16 protein-coding genes and 1 pseudogene are annotated in these 19,755 nt (G+C 73.2%); 9 read left to right on the top strand and 8 right to left on the bottom strand.

What is annotated here, in order from left to right; genetic code table 11:
- Positions 1–460 precede the first annotated feature (460 nt).
- The 3 genes from ACQEU6_RS39430 to ACQEU6_RS39420 are packed head-to-tail and all read right to left on the bottom strand — an operon-like array spanning position 461 to position 1,779.
- Positions 461–799: an RDD family protein gene (locus tag ACQEU6_RS39430; protein WP_499338796.1), complete on the bottom strand. Its 339-nt coding sequence runs from the start codon at positions 797–799 to the stop codon at positions 461–463.
- Positions 800–829: 30 nt separating this feature from the next.
- Entirely contained in the window at positions 830–1,342 is a 513-nt protein-coding gene (locus ACQEU6_RS39425; protein WP_499338795.1) for an NUDIX hydrolase, read from the bottom strand.
- On the bottom strand, positions 1,339–1,779 hold the full coding sequence (locus tag ACQEU6_RS39420) for an SRPBCC family protein (protein ID WP_499338794.1): 441 nt from the start codon (positions 1,777–1,779) through the stop codon (positions 1,339–1,341). Before ACQEU6_RS39420 ends, ACQEU6_RS39425 begins: the two co-directional genes overlap by 4 nt.
- A gap of 170 nt (positions 1,780–1,949) precedes the next feature.
- Between ACQEU6_RS39420 and ACQEU6_RS39415 the strand changes: the two genes are divergently transcribed.
- Together ACQEU6_RS39415 and ACQEU6_RS39410 are read left to right on the top strand one after the other, a co-directional pair.
- Positions 1,950–2,672 (top strand): DUF4386 domain-containing protein, encoded by a 723-nt coding sequence (locus ACQEU6_RS39415; protein WP_499338793.1) that lies wholly within the window; start codon positions 1,950–1,952, stop codon positions 2,670–2,672.
- Positions 2,673–2,764: 92 nt separating this feature from the next.
- A complete protein-coding gene (locus ACQEU6_RS39410; protein ID WP_499338792.1) occupies positions 2,765–2,905 on the top strand; it encodes a hypothetical protein in 141 nt (46 codons plus the stop codon).
- A 16-nt stretch (positions 2,906–2,921) separates the two neighbouring features.
- Here ACQEU6_RS39410 and ACQEU6_RS39405 read toward each other — a convergent pair whose 3' ends face one another.
- Together ACQEU6_RS39405 and ACQEU6_RS39400 are read right to left on the bottom strand one after the other, a co-directional pair.
- Positions 2,922–3,287 carry a roadblock/LC7 domain-containing protein gene (locus ACQEU6_RS39405; RefSeq protein ID WP_499338791.1) on the bottom strand — a complete coding sequence of 122 codons (366 nt, stop codon included), beginning with the start codon at positions 3,285–3,287 and terminating at the stop codon, positions 2,922–2,924.
- Positions 3,288–3,325: 38 nt separating this feature from the next.
- Positions 3,326–3,508 (bottom strand): annotated as a pseudogene (locus ACQEU6_RS39400) (hypothetical protein); the annotation flags it as partial.
- A gap of 29 nt (positions 3,509–3,537) precedes the next feature.
- Between ACQEU6_RS39400 and ACQEU6_RS39395 the strand changes: the two are divergent.
- Both ACQEU6_RS39395 and ACQEU6_RS39390 read left to right on the top strand, forming a co-directional pair.
- Positions 3,538–4,311, top strand: a complete 774-nt coding sequence (locus ACQEU6_RS39395; RefSeq protein ID WP_499338790.1) for a hypothetical protein — start codon at positions 3,538–3,540, stop codon at positions 4,309–4,311.
- Between the two features lie 141 nt (positions 4,312–4,452).
- Positions 4,453–5,259 (top strand): SAM-dependent methyltransferase, encoded by an 807-nt coding sequence (locus tag ACQEU6_RS39390; protein WP_499338789.1) that lies wholly within the window; start codon positions 4,453–4,455, stop codon positions 5,257–5,259.
- Between the two features lie 52 nt (positions 5,260–5,311).
- Here ACQEU6_RS39390 and ACQEU6_RS39385 read toward each other — a convergent pair whose 3' ends face one another.
- Entirely contained in the window at positions 5,312–7,462 is a 2,151-nt protein-coding gene (locus ACQEU6_RS39385; protein WP_499338788.1) for a hypothetical protein, read from the bottom strand.
- A 137-nt stretch (positions 7,463–7,599) separates the two neighbouring features.
- The gene (locus ACQEU6_RS39380; protein ID WP_499338787.1) at positions 7,600–8,214 is read right to left on the bottom strand and encodes a class I SAM-dependent methyltransferase; all 615 of its coding nucleotides are present in this window, start codon (positions 8,212–8,214) and stop codon (positions 7,600–7,602) included.
- Positions 8,215–8,480: 266 nt separating this feature from the next.
- Here ACQEU6_RS39380 and ACQEU6_RS39375 point away from each other — a divergent pair, with 266 nt between their 5' ends.
- The 5 genes from ACQEU6_RS39375 to ACQEU6_RS39355 all read left to right on the top strand — a co-directional run bounded on the left by ACQEU6_RS39375 (position 8,481) and on the right by ACQEU6_RS39355 (position 17,325).
- The gene (locus ACQEU6_RS39375) at positions 8,481–10,457 is read left to right on the top strand and encodes an ABC transporter ATP-binding protein (RefSeq protein WP_499338786.1); all 1,977 of its coding nucleotides are present in this window, start codon (positions 8,481–8,483) and stop codon (positions 10,455–10,457) included.
- Positions 10,458–10,730: 273 nt separating this feature from the next.
- Entirely contained in the window at positions 10,731–11,993 is a 1,263-nt protein-coding gene (locus ACQEU6_RS39370) for a hypothetical protein (protein WP_499338785.1), read from the top strand.
- 203 nt (positions 11,994–12,196) lie between these two features.
- The gene (locus ACQEU6_RS39365) at positions 12,197–12,367 is read left to right on the top strand and encodes an FxSxx-COOH-like cyclophane-containing RiPP peptide (RefSeq protein WP_499338784.1); all 171 of its coding nucleotides are present in this window, start codon (positions 12,197–12,199) and stop codon (positions 12,365–12,367) included.
- Positions 12,368–12,465: 98 nt separating this feature from the next.
- The gene (fxsT, locus tag ACQEU6_RS39360; RefSeq protein ID WP_499338783.1) at positions 12,466–16,359 is read left to right on the top strand and encodes an FxSxx-COOH system tetratricopeptide repeat protein; all 3,894 of its coding nucleotides are present in this window, start codon (positions 12,466–12,468) and stop codon (positions 16,357–16,359) included.
- 27 nt (positions 16,360–16,386) lie between these two features.
- On the top strand, positions 16,387–17,325 hold the full coding sequence (locus tag ACQEU6_RS39355; protein ID WP_499338782.1) for a hypothetical protein: 939 nt from the start codon (positions 16,387–16,389) through the stop codon (positions 17,323–17,325).
- 17 nt (positions 17,326–17,342) lie between these two features.
- Here ACQEU6_RS39355 and ACQEU6_RS39350 read toward each other — a convergent pair whose 3' ends face one another.
- On the bottom strand, positions 17,343–19,742 hold the full coding sequence (locus tag ACQEU6_RS39350; protein ID WP_499338781.1) for a hypothetical protein: 2,400 nt from the start codon (positions 19,740–19,742) through the stop codon (positions 17,343–17,345).
- Positions 19,743–19,755 lie beyond the last annotated feature (13 nt).

The raw sequence follows: 19,755 nt of genomic DNA, 5'->3' as shown, positions 1-19,755 counted from the left end.
GGCCCACCTCGGCCAGCGACGGGTGGTCGGCGAGCCGCCGCGCCCACCGGCGGGCGCCCGGCAGGTCCCCGACGCCGATCCCGGTCTGGGCGGCCTCGCCGAGGGCCTGGACGAGCTCGTGGGCGACGGCGGGCGTCGTCCGCGCGGACGTCAGGAGCGTGACGCGAGCAAGCGGTTCTACGTCGACCGCGGCCTGGCCGTCGCCAAGAGCTTCGGCGGCAAGTACGCCGAGTTCGACACCCCGTCCTCGGCCGTCACCCTGGCCCTCTACCCGCTCCGCGCCCTCGCCAAGGACGTCGGCCTCGCCCAGGAGAGCACCGGCTCGCACCGGCTCGTGCTGGTCGGCGGCGACGAGGCCTTCACCGACCCGGACGGGTTCGCGTGGGAGGCCGCGCCCGACCGGAGCCTGGCCTGCCGACCCGGCGCGGCCCCCGGCTCCGGCTCCGCGGCGGAGGTCGTCTCAGCGCCGGACGGTCGTGCGTGCCGCGTCGGGCGTCCGCACGGAGGCGATGACCACCGTGGTCATGATCTTGCCGGCGAGCGTCTGGCGCCGGTCGTCCCAGAGCGGCCACAGGTATCCGGCGTAGCAGGGCAGGGCGTCCAGGACGTGGGCGAGCCTGCGCAGGAGCGCCGCGCCGAACCCGATGGGGGCGCCGCCGTCGGCTCCCTGCAGCCGGATGCCGAGCAGGCGCTTGCCCGGGGTCTGGCCGGTGACGCCCTCTCTGTGGCACAGCCACAGGCCGGTCGCGAGCATCCCCAGATAGCCGAGTACCTGAAGGAACGGAACGCCCCAGTCCATGATGAACCCGCCGGTGCTCGGGTTGGCCGCTCAGTGGTGCCAGGGGAGGCGGACGGGCTCTGAGGGCGTGCGGCCCGCGAGGAGGTCGGTGAGGAGTTCCACCAGCTTGAGCGGATAGACCGGCTCCTCCGCGCTCGCCAGCTCGCCGAGCCCCCACCAGCGGTGGGCGCCGACGTGCTCGCGTTCGAGGGGGGTGAAGCCCGTGGTGTCGATGTCACGGGCGGGCGTGCGGAGCAGGAAGAAGTCGTCCCGGAACAGGCCCCGGGCCCAGCCGAGGTCCGCGTGCCCGGACGTCAGGGCGACCTGCGGGCCGAGGTCGTCCGGGGAGACGATCACCCCGGTCTCCTCGCGCAGCTCGCGGGCCGCGGCCACGCGCAGGCTCTCCCCCTGCTCGACTCCCCCGCCCGGAGTGATCCAGCAGTGGCCCGCCTCGGGCCTCCCCGCGTCCCTCGGCCAGCGGAACAGCAGGACGCGGTCGGCGTCGTCCACCAGCAGCACACGGGCGGAGCGCCGCCGGTAGACCTCGTCGGCCGGCGCGGTCACGAGCCGAGCGCGTCGTCCAGCTTGGCCAGCTGCGCGTCGTAGATGCGCTGGAGGCCCTTGGGCGCGAAGGTGCGCTCGAAGAACCCCCCGATGCCGCCCGCCCCGTCCCAGGTGGTGGTGACCTGGACCCGCGCGCCTTCGGCGGCCGGGGTGACCGTCCACGTGGTGACCATCGAGGAGTTGGCGTCCTTCTCCACCAGGCGGTCCTTGGCGGGGGCGCTCACGCTGAAGAGGCAGTCGCGCACCCGCTTGCTGGTGGCCGCCAGCTTCCAGTGCACCACCGTGCCCTCGCCCTGGCCGCCTTCCCGCACCTCGTACTCGCCGAAGTGCTCCGTCAGCATGCGGGAGCGCACCCCCGTGTAGTCGCCGAGCGCTCCGAGCACCTGGTCCGGACCCGCCTTGAGCGTTCTCTCCGCGGTCACCACGACTTGTCCCATACCGATCATCCTTTCACCGCGCCGGGCCGGCGTCGCCCGAACCCCCCGTGCGGCGCACCGCGGGGCGGCTTGAACCGGCCACCCGGGGGTGGGGACAGCCCCCGTCCGAAGTGGTTCCCTACGACTATCCCGGCAATCGGGCGAGGCCGACGCGAGCCCTGGAGAGTCCTGTGAACACGATCGGTTCTCCGACGCCGGACACCTCGGCGGACGCCGTCCAACGGACCGCCAGGATCGCCGGTGTCTGGTTCGTCCTCACCTTCGTCCTCTCGATCCCGGCCGTGTTCCTGTACGACCCGGTCCTCAACGACGCGAACTACATTCTGGGGTCGGGTGCGGACACGCAGGTGCGGGCGGGAGCCCTCCTGGAGATCCTGACCGCCGTCGCGAACATCGCCACCGCGGTCGTGCTGTTCCCCGTCCTGAAACGGCAGAGCGAGAGCGTCGCCCTCGGCTACGTCGGCACGCGCATCCTCGAATCGACCGTCATCGTGATGGGCGTCGTCAGCGTGCTCGCCGTCGTGGCGCTGCGGCAGGACCCGGACGGCGGCGGCGGCGCCGCTCTGATCGGCCGCTCGCTGGTGGCGGTGAAGGATCAGACGTTCCTGCTCGGCCCCGCCTTCTGCGCGGGCTTCGGCAACGGGGTCCTGCTGGGCTACCTGATGTTCCGGTCGGGCCTGGTGCCGCGCCCGATGGCGCTCATCGGGCTCATCGGAGGCCCCATCGCCTGCGCCACCGCGACCGCCGTCCTGTTCGGCGTCTACGAGCAGCGGTCCCCGGTGAACTTCTTGTTCACGGCGCCGGAAATCGTCTGGGAGGCGTCCCTGGGCGTCTACCTCATCGCCAAGGGCTTCCGCCCCGCTCCCCTCATCACGGAAACGCCCCGGCAGTGAGCCGCTCCGGCACTCAGGACGTCAGATCCCTTCCCCCAAAGCGACGCTGTCGCCTTCCGCTTCCACTTCTCTCTCCTGAATAGGTGAGGAATATGGGTTCACACAAGGGCCGTGTCGTCGACGAACTTCTGCGCCCGAACGTCCAAGTAGACACCAGCGGCTCCGTGGACGTCCGTTCGGCTCCCGGCGCGGGCGCCCGGGTCCGCATCGGGTGGCCGGCGGAGGAGCCGTGACCCGTCCGGTGACGGTTCAGTTCTGGTCGAGAATGGCGCCGAGGCGGTCCACGGTGGTCCGGGACCGCAAGTGCAGGTCGGCGATGTCGAGTCCCTCATCGCCCAGGACGACGAGCAGCCCCGTGCGCCGGACGGCGTAGACCACGATGTGACCGCTCTGGCAGCGGGTCACCACCTCGCGCAGCTCGCCCATGCCGACCTCGTTTCCCGCGCTTCGACCGAGGCCCAGCGAGGCCGCGGCCAGCGCCGCCAGCACGTCGGGCCGCACCTCGCCGGTGTCGGAGGCCACCAGGATCCCGTCCACCGACGCCACGGCCGCGTCCGTGACGCCCACGACCTGGCCACGGAGTGCCTGCAGTTCCGCCAGCACGGCTCCGCGCATAGCCGTTCCCCCCAATTCTCCTTTCACAGAAGACGCGGTCAGACGCTGAGTTCGGCTTCGATGCGCCGCAGGTGATGCCGGGCGAGCGCCAGGTTGGCGCGTTCCCGGTCGAGGGCGAGATAGAGGAACAGGCGGCCGTGGCCGCGCCCGAGGATGCGGAGCAAATGGTACTGCCGCTGCAATGTGATGAGGATGTCCTCGCTGGAGTCGTCGATGGCGAGTGATGATGGACGGGTCGCCCGGAGGCTCGGTGAGCATGCGCGACGGGCTGGTGGTGGCCGCGTCCACCCCCTCCGCGCCGGGGCCCGAGCCGCTGCTGCTGCGGTCGGGGCGGATCAGCGAAGCCGACTGGAGCGCCGCCTTCACCGCCGGCGCCCCCGACGGCCGGCTGGAGCGCGAACTGGTGGTGCGCGGGCTCCTGGGCGACGCCGGCGTGCAGGTCGTCACCCGCGCGGCGGTCGCCGACGCACTGTTCGCCATGGCGTTGTACGGGGTCCGCACCTGCACCGCCGACCCCGACGACCCCGCCCCGCTGCTCGCGTCCGACCCCGGCCTGGACACCGAGCGGGCCATCCGCGAGATCCACCGCCGGCTCGACCTCGTCCACTCCTGGGCCGCGCCGGGCCTGTCCGTGCGCTCGAGGCCGCGGAGCGAGCGGCCCGCGGGTACCGTGCCCGTCAACGCCCAGCGCCGGGAACTGCTCGCCAAGGTCAACGGGCGCCGGACACCGCGCGACATCGCCTTCGCGCTCGGACGCGGCCTCTTCCCGGTCATGAGCGACCTGGCCACTCTCATCGCCGACGGGCTGGCCACCCTCGAACCGCCCCTCGTCGCGGGGCCCGGGGCCGTCCCCGGCCCGGCGTCCGCCGACCCGCCGGAACCCCCGGGCGAGGGCATCCGATCGAGGACGATCCCGTCCGCCCCGCGCCGGGACGCGGCCTCTCAGGAGTCTGCCGGGCTGCCGCGACGCAGGGACGGGAACACCGACTCCGGGCCGCGCTTTCAGCGGGAGCCTCGAACCTGACACCGAGCCCGTTTCATCCCTTTTCGCCGCACTTAGCAGAAGGGCGTGGACGATCCCAGCGCCGCGGCCGGACTTGGCCACCCTGTCGACCCCGGGCTAGTCTTGCCCTGGCAATAATTTGATCATTAGCGGAGGTCGTACGTGGCCGAGGGTGGTTTGTCCCCGGAAATCGATCTCACTCGGCCGAGCGTCGCCCGGATGTACGACTACTACCTCCACGGGAAAGACAACTTCCAGGTCGACCGGGACGCCGCGGACCGGGTCGCGCGGGCCATGCCGGAGATCGGCGAACTCGCCCTGGAGAACCGCTCGTTCCTGCGCCGCTCCGTGCGGTACATGGCGCGCCGGGGAATCCGGCAGTTCCTCGACATCGGCTCCGGACTGCCGACCGTCGGCAACACCCACGAGATCGCCCACGAGATCGTCCCGGACGCCCGCGTCGTGTACGTCGACAGCGATCCGGTGGTCCTGGTGCACGGGCGCGCACTGCTCGCGACCAACGAGCACACCACCGTCGCCCAGGCCGACATGCGCCGGCCCGCCGAGGTCCTCGGCCACGCCCGCAAGACCGGGTTGATCGACTTCGAGGCCCCGGTCGGCGTGCTGATGATCGCCATGACCCACTTCCTCACCCTGGAGGAGCGGGAGGACGTCATGGCGCCCCTGCGCGGGGCCCTGGCGCCGGGCAGCCACCTCGCCGCGACGCACGTGACGACGGAGGGGCACGCCGCGGCGGCGGTCGACCAGATCGAGGGGGCCTACGCGGCCACCCCCACCCCCATCTACTTCCGCGGCAAGAAGGACATCGAGCTCTTCTTCGACGGCTTCGGGCTCGTCGATCCCGGCCTCGTCACCATCGACGCCTGGAACCCCGAAGACGACGAGACGGACAGGCCGGCCGCCGAGGTCGGCAAATGGCTCTACGGCGGCGTCGGCCGCACAGCCTGACCCCGGCGCAGCCCGCACAGCAGCCGAGAGCGGGCGGTGACGCCGTCCGGGCTCATGAACGCGGCTGCCGCCCTGTGCCTGCTCCGGCGGCGGGGGCTTCTTCCATGGACCAGGCGCCGGAGCCGCCGGCGACCTGGAGGAGAGTGTGCGACCGGAGATCCAGCACCTGCTCCCGGCCGGGGAGGACGAGCGTCCGCACGGGAGCGAGTGCGGTGCTGAGACGGACGAGGCCGAAGCCGCCTCCGCCATGGAACAGGACGCGTCCTGGTGGTCCCAGGTAGCGCACGACCGCGGCGTGGTCGCCCGTGATGAAGCCCTCGAACGGCCTCACATGGCCCGCCGGCGGCACGGAGCCGGCGTCTTCCACGGAACTCACATCGGCCTGCTCCAGTGGCGTCACATCGATCCGCCATTCAGTGTCGTCGGCTCCTATCTGGAGTACGGCCCCGGTGGGAACGGCGAACGTGCTGCGGCTCGGTGCTGAGGACACCTCTGCCCCAGGCATCCCTGCGGCTGCCACCGAACCGCGGCCGTAGAGGCTGGACAGGTCGGGTCCGCGCAGATGGATCTCGTGGAACCCCCCGTCCGGGCACGTCAGGACGGCTACTCCAGGTGACCCCTCGTACCTGAGCACTTCGGGCCCGTGACCCGTGGTCGAGCGGCCGAACGAGCGTGACCGCTCCGGGCCGCCGACCGTGACCGTCCAGGGCCCTTCGGCTTCGACGTGCACGAACCGGCTGGTGAGCTCGGCGTCCGCCACCCAGCGGTCGTCCAGGACGGTGGCGGCCGCCCTGGCTCCGGGACCGCACGACACCAGCGGGGTCCCCCGGCCGAACTCGGTGCGCCGCAAGGAGGCCCTCAGCGTGCCGGGACCCTCGCCGGCGAACTCGGCGATCACCGGCTGGGGGAGCCGCCCCTTGATCCTCAGGCGCCTGCTCCCGGTTCCGCGGTACGTGCGGAGCCTGCCGTGATAGGCGTGATCGTCCGATGCGGGCCGGGGACGGGCCGTCTCCTCTTTCTCCCCCAGCCAGCGATCGAGGTCGGCGACCGTCCTGCGCGGCTCCCTGACGCGCAGTTCCAGCGAGCGGACGGGACGCCCGCGCTGAGGGATCGTCGGGCCCGGGCCGTGGCCGCGCGAGGACAGCATGACCCAGAACCAGTTGCCCCAGCGCAGCCGCCGGGCGGGGAGCCGGACGGCGTCCCGCGTCCGCAGGACGAGGTTGGTCTCCTCCCCGAACGGAGTCAGACGGGCCGCCTCCTCCTCGTGGCGTCGCCCCGGCTCAGGGCACCGCACCGCCGCCAGGCCGGTGCGCGGAATCCGCAGCGCCTTCCACAGCAACAGCCCGTCCCAGATGACGACCTCTTCTTCGGTGACCCACATACGCGGACGCATCAGAGCGAGCCTGAGCGTCTGGATCGCGACGGTCGCCGTCACGGCCAGGACGACCGGCCACCACGAACCGGCGATCGTCTCGATCACCGTGGTCCCCTCCAGGCGGGTCCACCACCCGGCGAGGAGAGACGGCGTCGCCGCCCCCAGCGGGACCAGGACGACCACCGCCGCCACGGTCCTCCCCCACGACCTGGCGACCTTCACCCGGACCACGGACCGCCCAGGCCGGGCCGTCCACCCCCACCGGTCCCGGCCGGCGAGGTCGCGCATCGCGGAACGGCCGCGGCTCCTCGCCGCACGCCTGCGCGACGAGCGAGGAGGCCGCGTTCGTCGCACACCCCACAGCACCCGGCCGGTCGAGCCCGCGCCGAGCCCTCCTGTGAGGGCGGCGACGAAGCCCACCCCGACCGCCTCGCTCCAGTCCGGCGATGCGCCGGCCCTGTGCACGAAGTCCGGCGAGCCGACGTCGAGGGCGGGAACCGCGTCGCCCGCGGAGACGGAACGGTCGCCGCCGCCTCGCAACCGGACCCGGTCGATGGTCACAGGGCGGCCGCCGCCACTCCGGAAGCTGCCGTACCAGAAGCACCCAGCCCGCGAGCACGTCCTCGACTCAGCGGTGAACAGGCCTTGGACGCCGTCGCCCCTCGCGGCACGCCGGGTGGCCCCGATCTCGTCGACCATGGCGCCGAAGGCGAGGTTCCCGAGCATCAGCAGGGCGATGCCCGCGAGCAGTTGGACGACGGCGGCGCGGCCCAGGCCGCGCAGGACGTATCTCGCCGCCACCGAGTCGACCTCGCGTCTTCCGCTCATCACGCCCCAGATCCAGGTACGAGCCGCACGGCACGTCAGCCGACCGAATGATCGCATGGCGCGGGCGACGAGGCAGCCGCTCGCAGGGCGAGGACCGGGGGCCGAGCCGGGCCGTGGTGGACGTGTTGCGGAGCGGGTCACCGACGCTGGGCGAGCAAGAACGCGTCGACGGCCGTGCGCGATCCCTCGTCGGTGGTGACCTCGCGCGTTCTGGGCTCCGCTCGCAGCACCTGGAGACCCGACCCTGCGATGTCGGACGCCGCGTCCTGCGCGGTGTACAGCACGGCGGGGTCCTGGGGTCCGCCGAAGCCGTGCACGAGGTTGTCGCTGTCATGGGCCACGACGAGCAGCAGCCCGCCGGGCGCCACCGCGTCGGCGGCGGCGCGCAGGGCACGGCGGCGCACCCGCTCGCCGACCTGCAGGTAGGCGACGATCACAAGGTCGGCGGCGTGGCGGGCCGGCGAGTACTCCCGCAGATCGGCCTTTACCAGCCGGAGCCGTTCCGCGTGATCACCGAGCCGGCGGACGGCGAGCGAACGGGCGCGTTCCAGCCCGACGGCGGAGAAGTCGACCGCGGCGACCCTCCAGCCGCGCTCGGCGAGCCACAGCGCGTTGCGTCCCTCACCGGCGGCCAGGTCGAGGGCGACGCCCGCCGGCAGGTCCGCCGCGACCTCCTCGACCCACCGGTTCGGCCCGGCCGACCAGACCAGCTCGCGGCCCGCGTACCGGCGATCCCACTCCGCGCTGTCCATGGCTTCCTCCTCCTTGTCACGGACGCCCCGCCCGTCGCCCGCCGGCCGGGAGGCGCTCGCAGGCCGCCGGACGCTTCGCGGGGCTTACCCGGCGGGTGGAGAACTGTGCCGCAGGAGCGCGGGGCCAAAGACCGCCATACCCCTTCCTTGCACACAAGTGCGGCACAGAGGGTGGTGGCCGTCCCCTACTGCCCGGAGGCCCGTTCCATGACCAGTGCCGCCTGCCCCGGTGATCGCGAGACCTCGTCGCCCCGGGAGGTGGGCCGGTGAGGCCGCCATGGCGGCGCAGGCGCATCGCCCCGCCGGTCGACGCGCTCATGGGACCGGCCCTGAGCGAGCACAAGTGGTACCGCAAGGCCGCCGAGCTGTCGGACACCGGGACGCTCACCATGGCGCGGCGGCTGCCGACCCTGATCGGGCAGGTGATGCGGCTCGCGTGGCGGGCGAGCCGGCGGGACCTGGCCGCGACGATCGCGTTCAACGTGGCCGCCGGGGTGTTCACCGCGTTCGGGCTGCTGGCCACCACCGGAGTGCTGAGCGCGCTGTTCTCGGCGGGCCCGACCCCGGACCGGGTGCGGGCCGCGGCCCCGGAGCTGGTGCTGGTCGGGGCGGCGGTCACGGTCCGGGCGGCGTTCTCGGCGGGGGCGCAGTGGGCGCAGGCCCGGCTGCGCCCGCAGGTCCAGCAGATCGTCGAGCAGCGGCTGTACGAGCTGACGACCGCGATCGAGCTGGCGGCGTTCGACGACGCCGAGTTCCAGGACGACCTGCATCGGGCCCGGCTGCGGGGCATGGACTCGGCCCCGTCCATGGTGGACAACGCCGTGGACCTGTTCACCGCCGCCGTCGGCGTCGCGGCGGCGGCCGGCGCGCTCGGCGTGCTGCACCCGGTGCTCCTGCCGCTGCTGCTGCTCACCGCGCTGCCCGAGGGGTGGGCGGCGGTCCGCGCGGCCCGGCTGGGGTACCTGACCCAGCTGGACCTGGTGGAGGTGCGCCGGCGGAGCTGGATCATGTCCGACCTGATGACCGAGCGGCGCCACGCCGCCGAGGTCCGCTCCTTCACCGTCCGGGCGTTCCTGCTGCGCCAGTACGCCGCGCTGGCCGTCCACATCCGCCGCGTGCTCCTCGACCTGGCACGCCGGCAGACGATGTCCCAGATCTGGGGCGACGTCCTCAAGGGGGTCGCGACGGCGTTGATGTACGCGGCCCTCGGACTGCTCCTGTGGCGGGGCATGATGCCGCTCGCGGTGGCCGGGACGGCGGTCCTGGCGATCCGCGCCGGGCAGACCTCCCTGGTCAACCTCGTCTACGCCCTGAACCGCTGCTATGAGGACGGCCTGTACTTCAACGACTACATGGCCTACTGCCAGACCGCCGAACAACGCGTGCAGGGGGCCCGCACCGGCGAACCGGGCGACGCCGAGAGGCAGCTTGAGGCGCTGCGCGGATTCGAGGAGATCCGCGCCGAGGGGGTGACTTTCACCTATCCCGACAGCGATACGCCCTCGCTGCGCGAGGTGTCGGTGCGGCTCGGCCGCGGCGAGATCGTCGCGCTGGTCGGCGAGAACGGGTCGGGGAAGACGACCCTCGCCAAGATCCTCGCCGGCCTCTACGCCCCGCAGAGCGGCGCCGTCAGCTGGGACGACACCCGCGTGGGCGACCTGGACCCCGAGGCCCTGCGGCGGGCCATCGCCGTCGTCGCCCAGGACCACACCCACTGGCCGATGACCGCCGCCGACAACATCACCATGGGCGACGACCCCGCCGCCGCGGGGGTCCGGGCGAGCATCGACGAGGCCGCGGCCACGGCCGGCGCGGACCAGGTGATCGCCGCCCTGCCCCTCGGGCTCGACACGCTCCTGGACAAGCGCTTCGCCAACGGATGCGAGCTGTCGGGCGGGCAGTGGCAGCGGTTGGCGGCCGCGCGCGGCTTCTACCGGGACGCGCCCCTGCTGATCTGCGACGAGCCCACCGCCGCGCTCGACGCCCGCGCCGAACACCACCTGTTCGACCAGATCCGCCGGCACGCCGCGCGGCAGGGCCGCACCGTCCTGCTGATCACCCACCGGCTCGCGAGCGTCCGCCACGCCGACCGCATCTACGTGCTCGCCGACGGCCGCGTCACCGAACACGGCACCCACCGCGAACTCACGGCCCAGAACGGTCTCTACGCCGAGCTCTACGACCTGCAAGCCTCGGCCTACCACCAGGACGAGAACGCCGACGACGCCCTCACCGCCAACTGACTGCGATCATCACCCCGAATTCCTTCGTGGCGCCGCCGGTTCTTCGCCTCGCCGTCGGACGGTCGCGTTGGACGGGTTTCGGTCGGCTGACAGAGGTGTTTGCGGATTCAGGTTGGTTGCCGGATTCGGACAGGCGGTAAGGGGGCGGATATCGCGTCGGGCTTTCGGGGGACGGCGATCATTTCTATGATGTTCTCGGGTGAGGGGGTCCGTCGATCCGGACGCCGTCCCGTCCCGAAGGGCGCGGTCGGCCCGTGGAACGGAGTACGCCTTTTGGGTGCGCGCATATCGTGGAGACGACTGCCGCGGATCGTTCCCCTCATCGTCGTCGGGGCTCTGCTCGCCACGACGGCCGGACTCGGCGCGGGCGCCCTCGTCCATCCGGGTGATCTCGCGGGCTCGGCCCCGTACTCCTTCTTCGCCGGGTTCCTGCTGGCGATCGGCCTGTTCGGGAGCACGCACGAGATCGATCTCGCGGCGCTCCGGCGGGACGCCCGGGGCGTGCTGGTGGCCGTCACGCTGGGCGTGGTCATCAAGGCGACCCTGATCGCCGGGGTGATGCTGCTGGTGTTCCACGACGCCCGCTACCTCGTCCTCGGCATCGCCGTCGCGCAGATCGACCCGCTGTCGGTAGCCGCGATGCGGGCGAGCAGCCGGATGTCCCCGCGGGCGAAGGCGCTCCTGTTCGCCTGGGCCTCGTTCGACGACCCCGTGACGGTGCTCCTGTCCCTCTACTTCTCGATACTCGCCTTCCGGCTCTCCGGGCGGGAGGGGTCGCCGACGGCCGGGCCGGCGGGGGACGGGCTCGGCGCCTACCTGTCCGATCTGGGGTTGAACCTCGCGCTGGTGGCCGCCGCCTTCGCGGTGTTCGTCGTGTTGCGGAGCCTGCGGAGGCCCGCGCGGGCGGCGCCCCAGGGGCGGCTCGCCGATCTGCTCTCCCTGGCGGCGCTGGTGGGGGTCTTCCTGGTCGCGGCCCAGTGGACGCTGATGCTCGCCGTGGCGCTGACCGGGCTGTTCTTCAGGGTCGGGACGTACGCGAAAGTGATCGACCGTGCCGTGGCGACCGCCTTCCTGGTCGCCTCCTTCGCCCTCGGCCTGCTGCTGGTGAACGGCGTCGACCTGCTGCCCGCGCTGGTGCTGGGCGTCGCGGCGTTCGGCGCGCAGGCGCTCGTCTCCCTGGTCGTGGTGCCCGTGCTGAAGCACGGGCTGAGCCGCCGCGACCGCGTCCATCTGGCCCTCGGCCAGCAGAACGGGATCACCGCCATCATCCTGGCGCTGGCGCTGGAGCCCGACTTCCGGGGAACCGTCGGGATCGTCGCGCCGGCGATCCTGATCGTGAACGTGCTGCACTACGCCTCCAACGGCGCGCTGAACCGGTTCGCGGACGATCCGTCGCCCTCCCCGGCCGACGAGCCCGGGACGGGCGCGGCCCGGCTCGGCGCGCCGGCGTCCGGCCCCGCCGATCCCGGCCCGCCGGATTCCGGCCCGCCTTTCGACGCGTGCGCCTCCGCTCCCCGCGCCGAATCGGAAACGTGATCCTGCCGGATGGGCCGCGACGCGGACACGTCCCATGACGCGCTCCCGGGAGAACACGGAAAACGCGCCATGGGACATAGTCGTCATTGCCCGATGAGGCTAGCCTCGTCCATGCCCCCGCGGGATGGCGGAACGGCTTGAACACCTGCGGCCGAATTCGGTCACCCCCAAAGAACTGCCGTACCAGCCGAATAGAGTGATCGATGGACGATGCCAGCGAAGAACTCCCCACCACCATCATCGATGTGACCGACTTCGATCTCGATCAAATGGACGCGCTGCCGAGTGAGGCCCTCCGCAGGGCCCTCAACCGGATCTATTGCGAGAACCTCCGAGAATCGGCCCTGTATCTCACGTTCAATGCGCGAATATGAAAGGATTGTGCGAACGGTCGCGAATGTGTCACTTGTGAGCGGCGTCCGCGGCGCGGGCGACGGCCCGCCGCCGGACGCGAGGTCCCGAAGGAGCCGCGTTGGTCCCCCACGTTCCGCCGCGCAGCGGCCCGCCGAACGTCATCGCCTTCACCTCGCCGGAGCGCGGCGCGGGCTGCACCACCGCCCTCGCGAACCTCGCCTGGATGCTCGCCCTCTCCGGCCGCGCCGTACTCCTGGTGGACGGCGACCTGGCCTCGCCCGCCCTGGAGGACCACGCGAGGACGTTCGCCGGCAACGGCGCCGGTGAGGTCGGGCTCCTCGACCTCGCCCGCGGGTTCGGGTCCGGCGGCCGGAGCGCCTCGCACGGGCTCGACCTGCTGCCCGTCCTGCGGCACCGGGAGCCGCCCGGCCCGCCGATCGCCGGGCGGGTGGACTTCCTCCCGGCGCAGGGCCTCGGCGGCGCCCGCGGCCACTGGACCGAGCTGGACGCCCCCGGCCTCCTCGGGTTCGCCGCCGCCCTCCGCGAGGGGCTGCGCCGCACCGCCTACGACCACGTGCTCGTCGACGCCGCGGGTCTCCCGGTGGAGGCCCTGGCGAGGCTCGCCGACACCGTGGCCGTCGGGTTCAGGGCCGACTCCGGCGGCATCGCGGCCGGAGAGGCGCTCGCCCGCGAGTTGAACGCCGCGGCGGTTCCCCGGCTCCTCCCGCTGCTCATGCAGGTGGAGGACGCGACGTCCCTCAGCGTCCGCCGCGGGGCGGGAGTGGCGTTCGCGTGGCTCTTCCCCGGCACCGCGCCGCCCTCGGCGCGCAACGCCTACTGGGGGCGGATGGCGATCCCGAAGGCCTCCGACGCCGCCGTCGCCGAGAGGCTCGCCGTGTTCGCCGGGGACCGGGCGGGCTCCGGGCTCCTGACCGCCTACCGCGACGTGCTCCGCACGATCCTCGACGACGAGGGGTTCGAACCGCCGCGGACCACGGCCGAGGCGGTGGAGGCGTACCGGGTCAGCATCGGCGCCGACGACGTGCTGCGGACGCGGCACTACCGCGTGGTCTACGCGCCCGCCCAGCGCGCCTGGGCCGACTGGCTGGGCGTCCAGCTCCGCCCGACGCACCTGCGTCCCGCCGGGGAGAGCCCGGTCCGCGACGACGACGTGGTCATCGCCATCGGCCCCGAGGCGGTCGGCGCCGCCCCGGCCGGGACGCCGGCGCCCGGCTGCCACTGGTACCTGCGGCTGTCCTTCGACGATCCGGCCGAGGGCGTCCCGCCGTCCGCGCGGATCGACCTGTTCGCCCTGGGCGAGCGGGCCGCCCGCGACGAGCTGTTCCAGCGGCTGATGCCCTCGCTGACGCCGCCCGCCCCCAGGGCGGTCATGGGCGATCCCCGGTTCCCGGGCCGGGCGCCCCGGTACCGCCGCCTGCCGCCGTCCGCGGGCGGCTTCGTCGAGCGGGGCGAGGAGATCGAGCGCATGCGCGACGCGCTGCTCGCCTCGGACCGCGACGGCATCTACCTGATCAACGGCGCGGCCGGCACCGGGAAGAGCAGGCTCGCCCTGGAGTACGCCCTCCGGTTCTCGGGCGACTACGACGCGATCTGGTGGATCACCGCGGCGTCGGCCGGGAGCGTGCGGGCCGGCCTCACCGCCATGCACGAGGCGGTCGAGGCCCGCGGCCGGCGCCGGCCCGCGTCCGCCGCGGGCGACCCCGTCGCGCAGTTCGTCCGGGAGGAGGTCAACCGCGCCGGATCCTGGCTGCTGATCTACGACAACGTCGAGCGGGCCGGGGACCTGGCCGGCCTCGTGCCGGAGACCACCCGCGGGAACCACGTCATCATCACGGGCGGAGACGTCGAGACCCTCAGGACCGGGGCGCTGGTCCGCCGGGTCGAGAAGGCCACCCGGGCGGGGCCGTTCACCAGGGCCGAGAGCCGGGAGCTGTTCCGCAGGAGGGTCCCCGCGCTCTCCGACGAGCACGTCGACCGGCTCGCGCGCCGCATGCGCGACCTCCCCCTGAACGTGGCGCTGGCCGCGGCGTGGGTGGAACGCCACGCCGACTGGAGGCAGCGCGGCGCCGCCCGTCCCGCGGCGGCCGGCCTCGGGACGGCGACGTCCGCGGGCGCCTTCCGCGAGATGGAGGCGGTCGAGGACGCCGTCGAGACGTTCACGAGCCTGTTCGCCGAGGGCTTCGCGGCCGCGGGGGAAGGCGCGGTCGCGCGCGACGACGGCGCCCACCGGGACGAGGCCGACCTGCTGACCGCCCGGGTCGTCCTCGGGCTGACCCTCGACGCCCTGCGCCAGATCGGCTCCGGCGGGGCCGCCGTGCACCTCATGCGGATGGCGGCCTTCCTGTCGCCCGACGGCGTGGGGCGCAGGCTGCTGTTCTCCCCCGCGATGCTCGCCGCGCTGGAGGCGCACTGGCCCGACCTCGCCGAGGACTCCGTGCGGCTGGAGGCGCTGCTCGTCCGGCTGACCCGGTACGGCCTGGCCGAGGTGGACTACGAGCTCGGCGGGGAGCTGCGCGTCCACCGGATGGTCCAGAAGATCGTCCGGGATTCGCTGCGGGACGGCGAGCGGGACCGGGTCACCGCCGAGGTGCACCGCGTCCTCGCCGCGTTCGCGCCCGCCGACGCCGAGGTCGACAGGCCCTACCACGCCGCGACGTTCGCCGAGCTCCAGCGGCACCTGTTCGTCAGCGAGGCGCTCGCGAGCGGGGACCGGCCCGTCCGCCGCTGGCTGGCCTGCCACGTGCGCCACCTGTACCTGGCCGGGGACATGAACGACCGTGCGCTCGGCCTCGACGTCGCCGAGCGGCTGTCGGCCGACTGGCGCGCGCGCCTGCACGGCGACGATCCGCTGCTGCTGCGCGTCGAGGTGCAGCGCGCCAACCTGCTGAGGGCGCTCGGCCGTTTCGACGAGGCGGCGGAGATCTCCGAGGACGCGCTCAACCGCCAGATGCGCCTCGGCTACGCCGACACCCGGACGCTGATGAGCGCGCGCGGGTACGGCGCCGACCTGCGCCAGGCGGGCGACTTCACCGCCGCGCTCGTCCGCGACCGCGCGACGCTGATCGGGCTGCGCCGCGAGCTGGGCGACGACCACGAGCTGACCCGGACCGCCGCCACGAACCTCACGCTGTCGCTGACGCTGGACGGGCAGGACGCCTCCGTCCGGGAGGCGCTGGCGATCGAGCGGCTCAACCGGCGGCGGCAGCGCCGGGTGGATCCCGGCGACCAGGAGGCCCTCGCGATCTCCGCCTACAAGATCGGCGCGCTCCTGCGCCGGCTCGGCCTGTACGACGACTCGGCGCGGGAGCTGACCCACTCGGTCGTCATCCTCCGCGAGCTCCACCGGGACGACGCCGCCGACCTCCACCTGCTGTGCGCCCAGCGCCAGCAGCGCATCACCCGCCGGCACCGGCCCGGCGACCCCGAGGCGCGCGGTGACGACAGGGACGAGCTGCGCAGGCTGCTGAAGATCCATCTGGACTTCCATCCGGGCGAGAACTACGAGACGCTGGCCTGCCGGGTGGCCGTCGCCGCGGCCGAGCACGCCTGCGGCGCGCACGAGGCCGCGCGCGACGAGGCGAGCCGGGCCGTCATGGGCTACCTCGGCCTGTACGACGAGAGGCATCCGTTCGTCCAGCTCGCCCGCTGCAACCTGTCGGTCCACACCCTCGCCCTCGGCGAAGCGGACCTCGCCGGGGAGCAGAGCGGCACCGCCCTCGACCTGCTGCGCGAGAGGCTGGACGACGACCATCCGTACGTGGTGGGGGCGCTGGTCGACCACGCCAACGCCCTGATGGCGCTCGGCCGCTTCGACGAGGCCCTCGACCTCGACGAGCAGGCCGAGGAGCGTCTCGCGTCCTGCTATCCCGACGACGCGCATCCGTGGGCCATCGCCGTGCGCGGGAACCTCGCCCACACCCGGGCGCGGCTGCGTCACGAGGCGCCGGGCACCGAGCGCCGCGCGTTCCAGTGGGACGCGCCGCAGATCTGAGACCGGCCGGCCCGGAGAGGAGACCGAGTGAGCGAGACCCCGAGGACCACCACGCGGCGTGCGGCGCACATCGACGCGAGCCCCGGAACGCTGCTGCTGGAGAACACGGTGAGGGAGGTCTTCGAGGGCGCCGCCGGGCTGGCGCACACCGCGAACTTCATCGACGGCATGTTCCAGTTCGCGGTGGAGGACGCCGCTCTGACGCAGCAGGACAGGAAGCTCCACGCCCAGGTCAGCGGCAGCCTGGGCCCGACGTTCGCCAAGATCGACTCATGGACGTCGCCGCTGGACAGCGGGCGGCTCATCCGCCTGGTCCTGTCCTGCGCCGGCGGCGGCGTCTACTACATCTCGCTCCGCCCGGGAGAGACCCAGTTCGGCGTCGCGCGGGACGGCGCGGCGGTGGAGCCCGGCGACCGGCAGATGGCGCAGATCTCCGACCGGCTGCGCGGGCTCTTCTCGCTGGGTCCCGAGAACCTCGGCGGCTACAGCACCTCCGCCCCGGCGCTCCCGGACGTCCCCGAACCGGCGCCCGTCCTGTTCGAGGCCCCGGGGGCCGACGTCCGCCTGATGGAGATCAGCCGGTGGCGGGTCTCTCCGCTCGACCTGCACTACGTCTCCGGCCACCGCGGCGGCGAGCACCTCTTCAGCACCGACGTCCTCCCCGCCGGCAGCCTGGAGAAGTTCTTCCGCAAGGTGTCGGTCGCCGAGCACCGCAAGCGCTACGAGGAGATCTTCCTCGCCTCTCGGCAGCTCGTGCGGTCCCTGTCGTACCGGCTCAGACCCGTTCTGCGGGGGCGGCTGACCCGGCTCGTCATGGACGTCGAGCAGGGGGCGCTGTACTACCGGTGCCTGCCGGACGACCTGGTGCTCTTCGGTGTCACGCTGGAGCAGAAGAACGTGTGGGACGCCGACCGCCGCCTGGAAACGATCATTGACGAGTACACCGGCGGCCGCTCCGCGCCGTGAGCACCCGCGGGCGCCGCTCAGAGGGGAGGGGGAGCCGGCGCGGTGCCGGACGGCGGGTCCGCGCCGACGTCCGCGTCCTCGGCCGCGCTGAGGACGTTGCGCCTGACGCGGCCGCCCAACCCGTCCAGGCTGTCCACGATCGCGACCTGGGCGACCGAGCCGCTCAGTCCGGGGACGGCGTCGTCGGACAGGCTGCCGAGCTGGCTCAGCGCCGACAGCGGGACGGCGTCGTAGCTGGCCTCGAAGGCCTCGCACAGCCGGTCCAGCCGTGCCCGGTCCTCGGCGGTGGGGCCCGGCCGGGACCGCACGCCGGACAGCCAGCCGGCGACCGACTCCTCGAACGAGGTCACCAGGCGCCGCAGCACCATGCTCACCCCGATCGCCTCGAAGATCTCGTAGCGGCGCAGCCGGTAGCTGAGCATGGCGCCGGCGGTGGCCGCGTCGTCGCGGGACAGGTCGAAGGAGCGCCCGATGTAGGCGTCGACGTCGTCGATCGCGGCGAGGGAGTCGAGCGCGCGGGTGAAGAGCCGGACCACGGCGTCCGGCAGGTCCCGGCCGGGCCGCTCCGGCTCGGCGGCGGCGGGCCCCGCGGGCGGGTGCGCCAGGTCCCTCCGGATCGCCTGGAGCTGCCGGTCGGCCTGCTGGCGGATCTGCTCGACCTGGCTCTGCAGGTTGAGCAGGTGGTCGTGCGAGGCGGTCACCTGCCGCCTGATCCGCTCCATCGAGTCGTGCATCATCGCGAGGTCGTCGCCCGGGGCCGGGGGGCCGGGCCGGTGACCGATGATCTCCCGGTTCAGGTCGTCCAGGCGGGCGGTGAGGGCGTCGTGGAACCGGTCGGCGAGGTAGACGATCGGCGGCGCCCCGCACGCCTGCGTGAGGGAGGGGCGGATCTCCTCGCTCAGGAATCCCGTCACCACGACCACCCGGCGCTTCGGGCTGTCGCGGCGGATGGCCTCCACGCGCCGGATCAGCGGCTCGGCCTCGTCGGCCTGCACCAGCGGCGTGCTCACCACGATCGCGCAGCCCGCGCGGTCCTGCCCGGGGGGCATCGGGATCCAGAAGTCGGGCCGCTCGCGCTCCGGCAGCAGGGGGTAGCTGGTCTCGGCCATCCAGCCCCGGCCGTTGAGGATCTCCGAGACGTTCGAGAGGATGTCGTCCAGCGGCACCACGTAGCCGAGGTTCTCCTGCCGCGCCGCCGTGCGGACGGCGGGCGCGTCCACCCGCGCGGGGGGCACGGTGAGCTGGAAGCTGCGGTAGCAGAGCCGGACGACCTGGCGGGGCATGCCGCCGGTGAGCCGGTGGATCGCGTCGCAGGCCGACTGGTCGAACGGTTCGAGCACGCCGCCCTGGCGGAGCCGCACGTACTCGGCGATCTGCCCGCCGTCGAGGGGGGACGGCGAGATGCGCGTGCGGATCCGGGACTTGACGTCACCGGGGAGCTGGTCGAGGTACTCGGGCAGGCCGCCGAGGACGAGCAGCCCGCCGCTCTCCACGAAGGTGCGCAGCAGCTTGTGGAACGACTTCAGCGTCTCCGCCGTGTTCGTCATGTCCGGCAGGAGCGGGTCGGGGCGCCCGAGAAGCTTCTCGATGTCGTCGACGACGAGGGCGAAGTGCAGCCCCTGCCGCCCGTAGAGGCTGGTGACCGCGCCGATGCAGTCGAGCATCTGGGCGTCGGTCGACAGGCTCCCGGTGATCCCCTGCTCCTGGAGGCGGGCGTCGGGCGGCGCGCCGCTCGCCAGCCAGTCCATCACCGCGAGGGCGAGCTGCACGTCGGCCAGCAGGGCGAAGGCGGTGCCGAACTGCTTGTTCCCGGTCACCTGCCAGAGCCGTTCCTGGAGCTGCCTCGGCACCCGGGCCGCCAGCCCCGCCTGCCGCGCGAGGGTGCGGGGGTCGAGCCCGGCCTCGCGCCTCTCCAGCGCCGACGCCTGCTCGGCCAGGTGGGGGAAGTCGATCCGGAGCCGCTCGGCGACCACGTCGGCGTAGTAGCCGAGGGCGACGTCCTTGAGCTCGTCGGGGTGCAGCCTGGTGATGAAGGAGGCCCGGTAGAGCGTGCCGAAGTCGGAGGCCTGCGCCGACAAATAGATGATCTTGCGGGGGATCGCGGCGCCGGGCGGTGGATGGCGTAACCGGTGGATCAGGGTGTTGAGCAGGTGCGTCTTACCGGTGCCCGCCTCACCGGAGACGGCGATGACCTCGCCGTTCGCGCCCGTGGACGACGCGCGCACCGCCTCGTCGTCGGTGAGTTCCGGCCGGCCGTCCTCGCCGGCCTCGCCGCCGCGCGGGCCGGGGGCCTGCCGGGAGCGCACGTCCCGCCAGAGGATCAGGCTCCGCGCGAGGTAGTCGTCGACCACGCGCCGCACGGTGAGGATCGCCGGGGTGTCGAGGCTGACCACCTCGCCCGGCAGTTCACCCAGCATCGCGGACGCCCCG

The sequence above is a fragment of the Spirillospora sp. CA-108201 genome, from assembly GCF_050936235.1.
In the GTDB taxonomy this organism is placed as follows: Bacteria; Actinomycetota; Actinomycetes; order Streptosporangiales; family Streptosporangiaceae; genus Spirillospora.
Note: the sequence above shows the minus strand (reverse complement) of the source record. Positions and strands in the feature narration are given on the sequence as shown.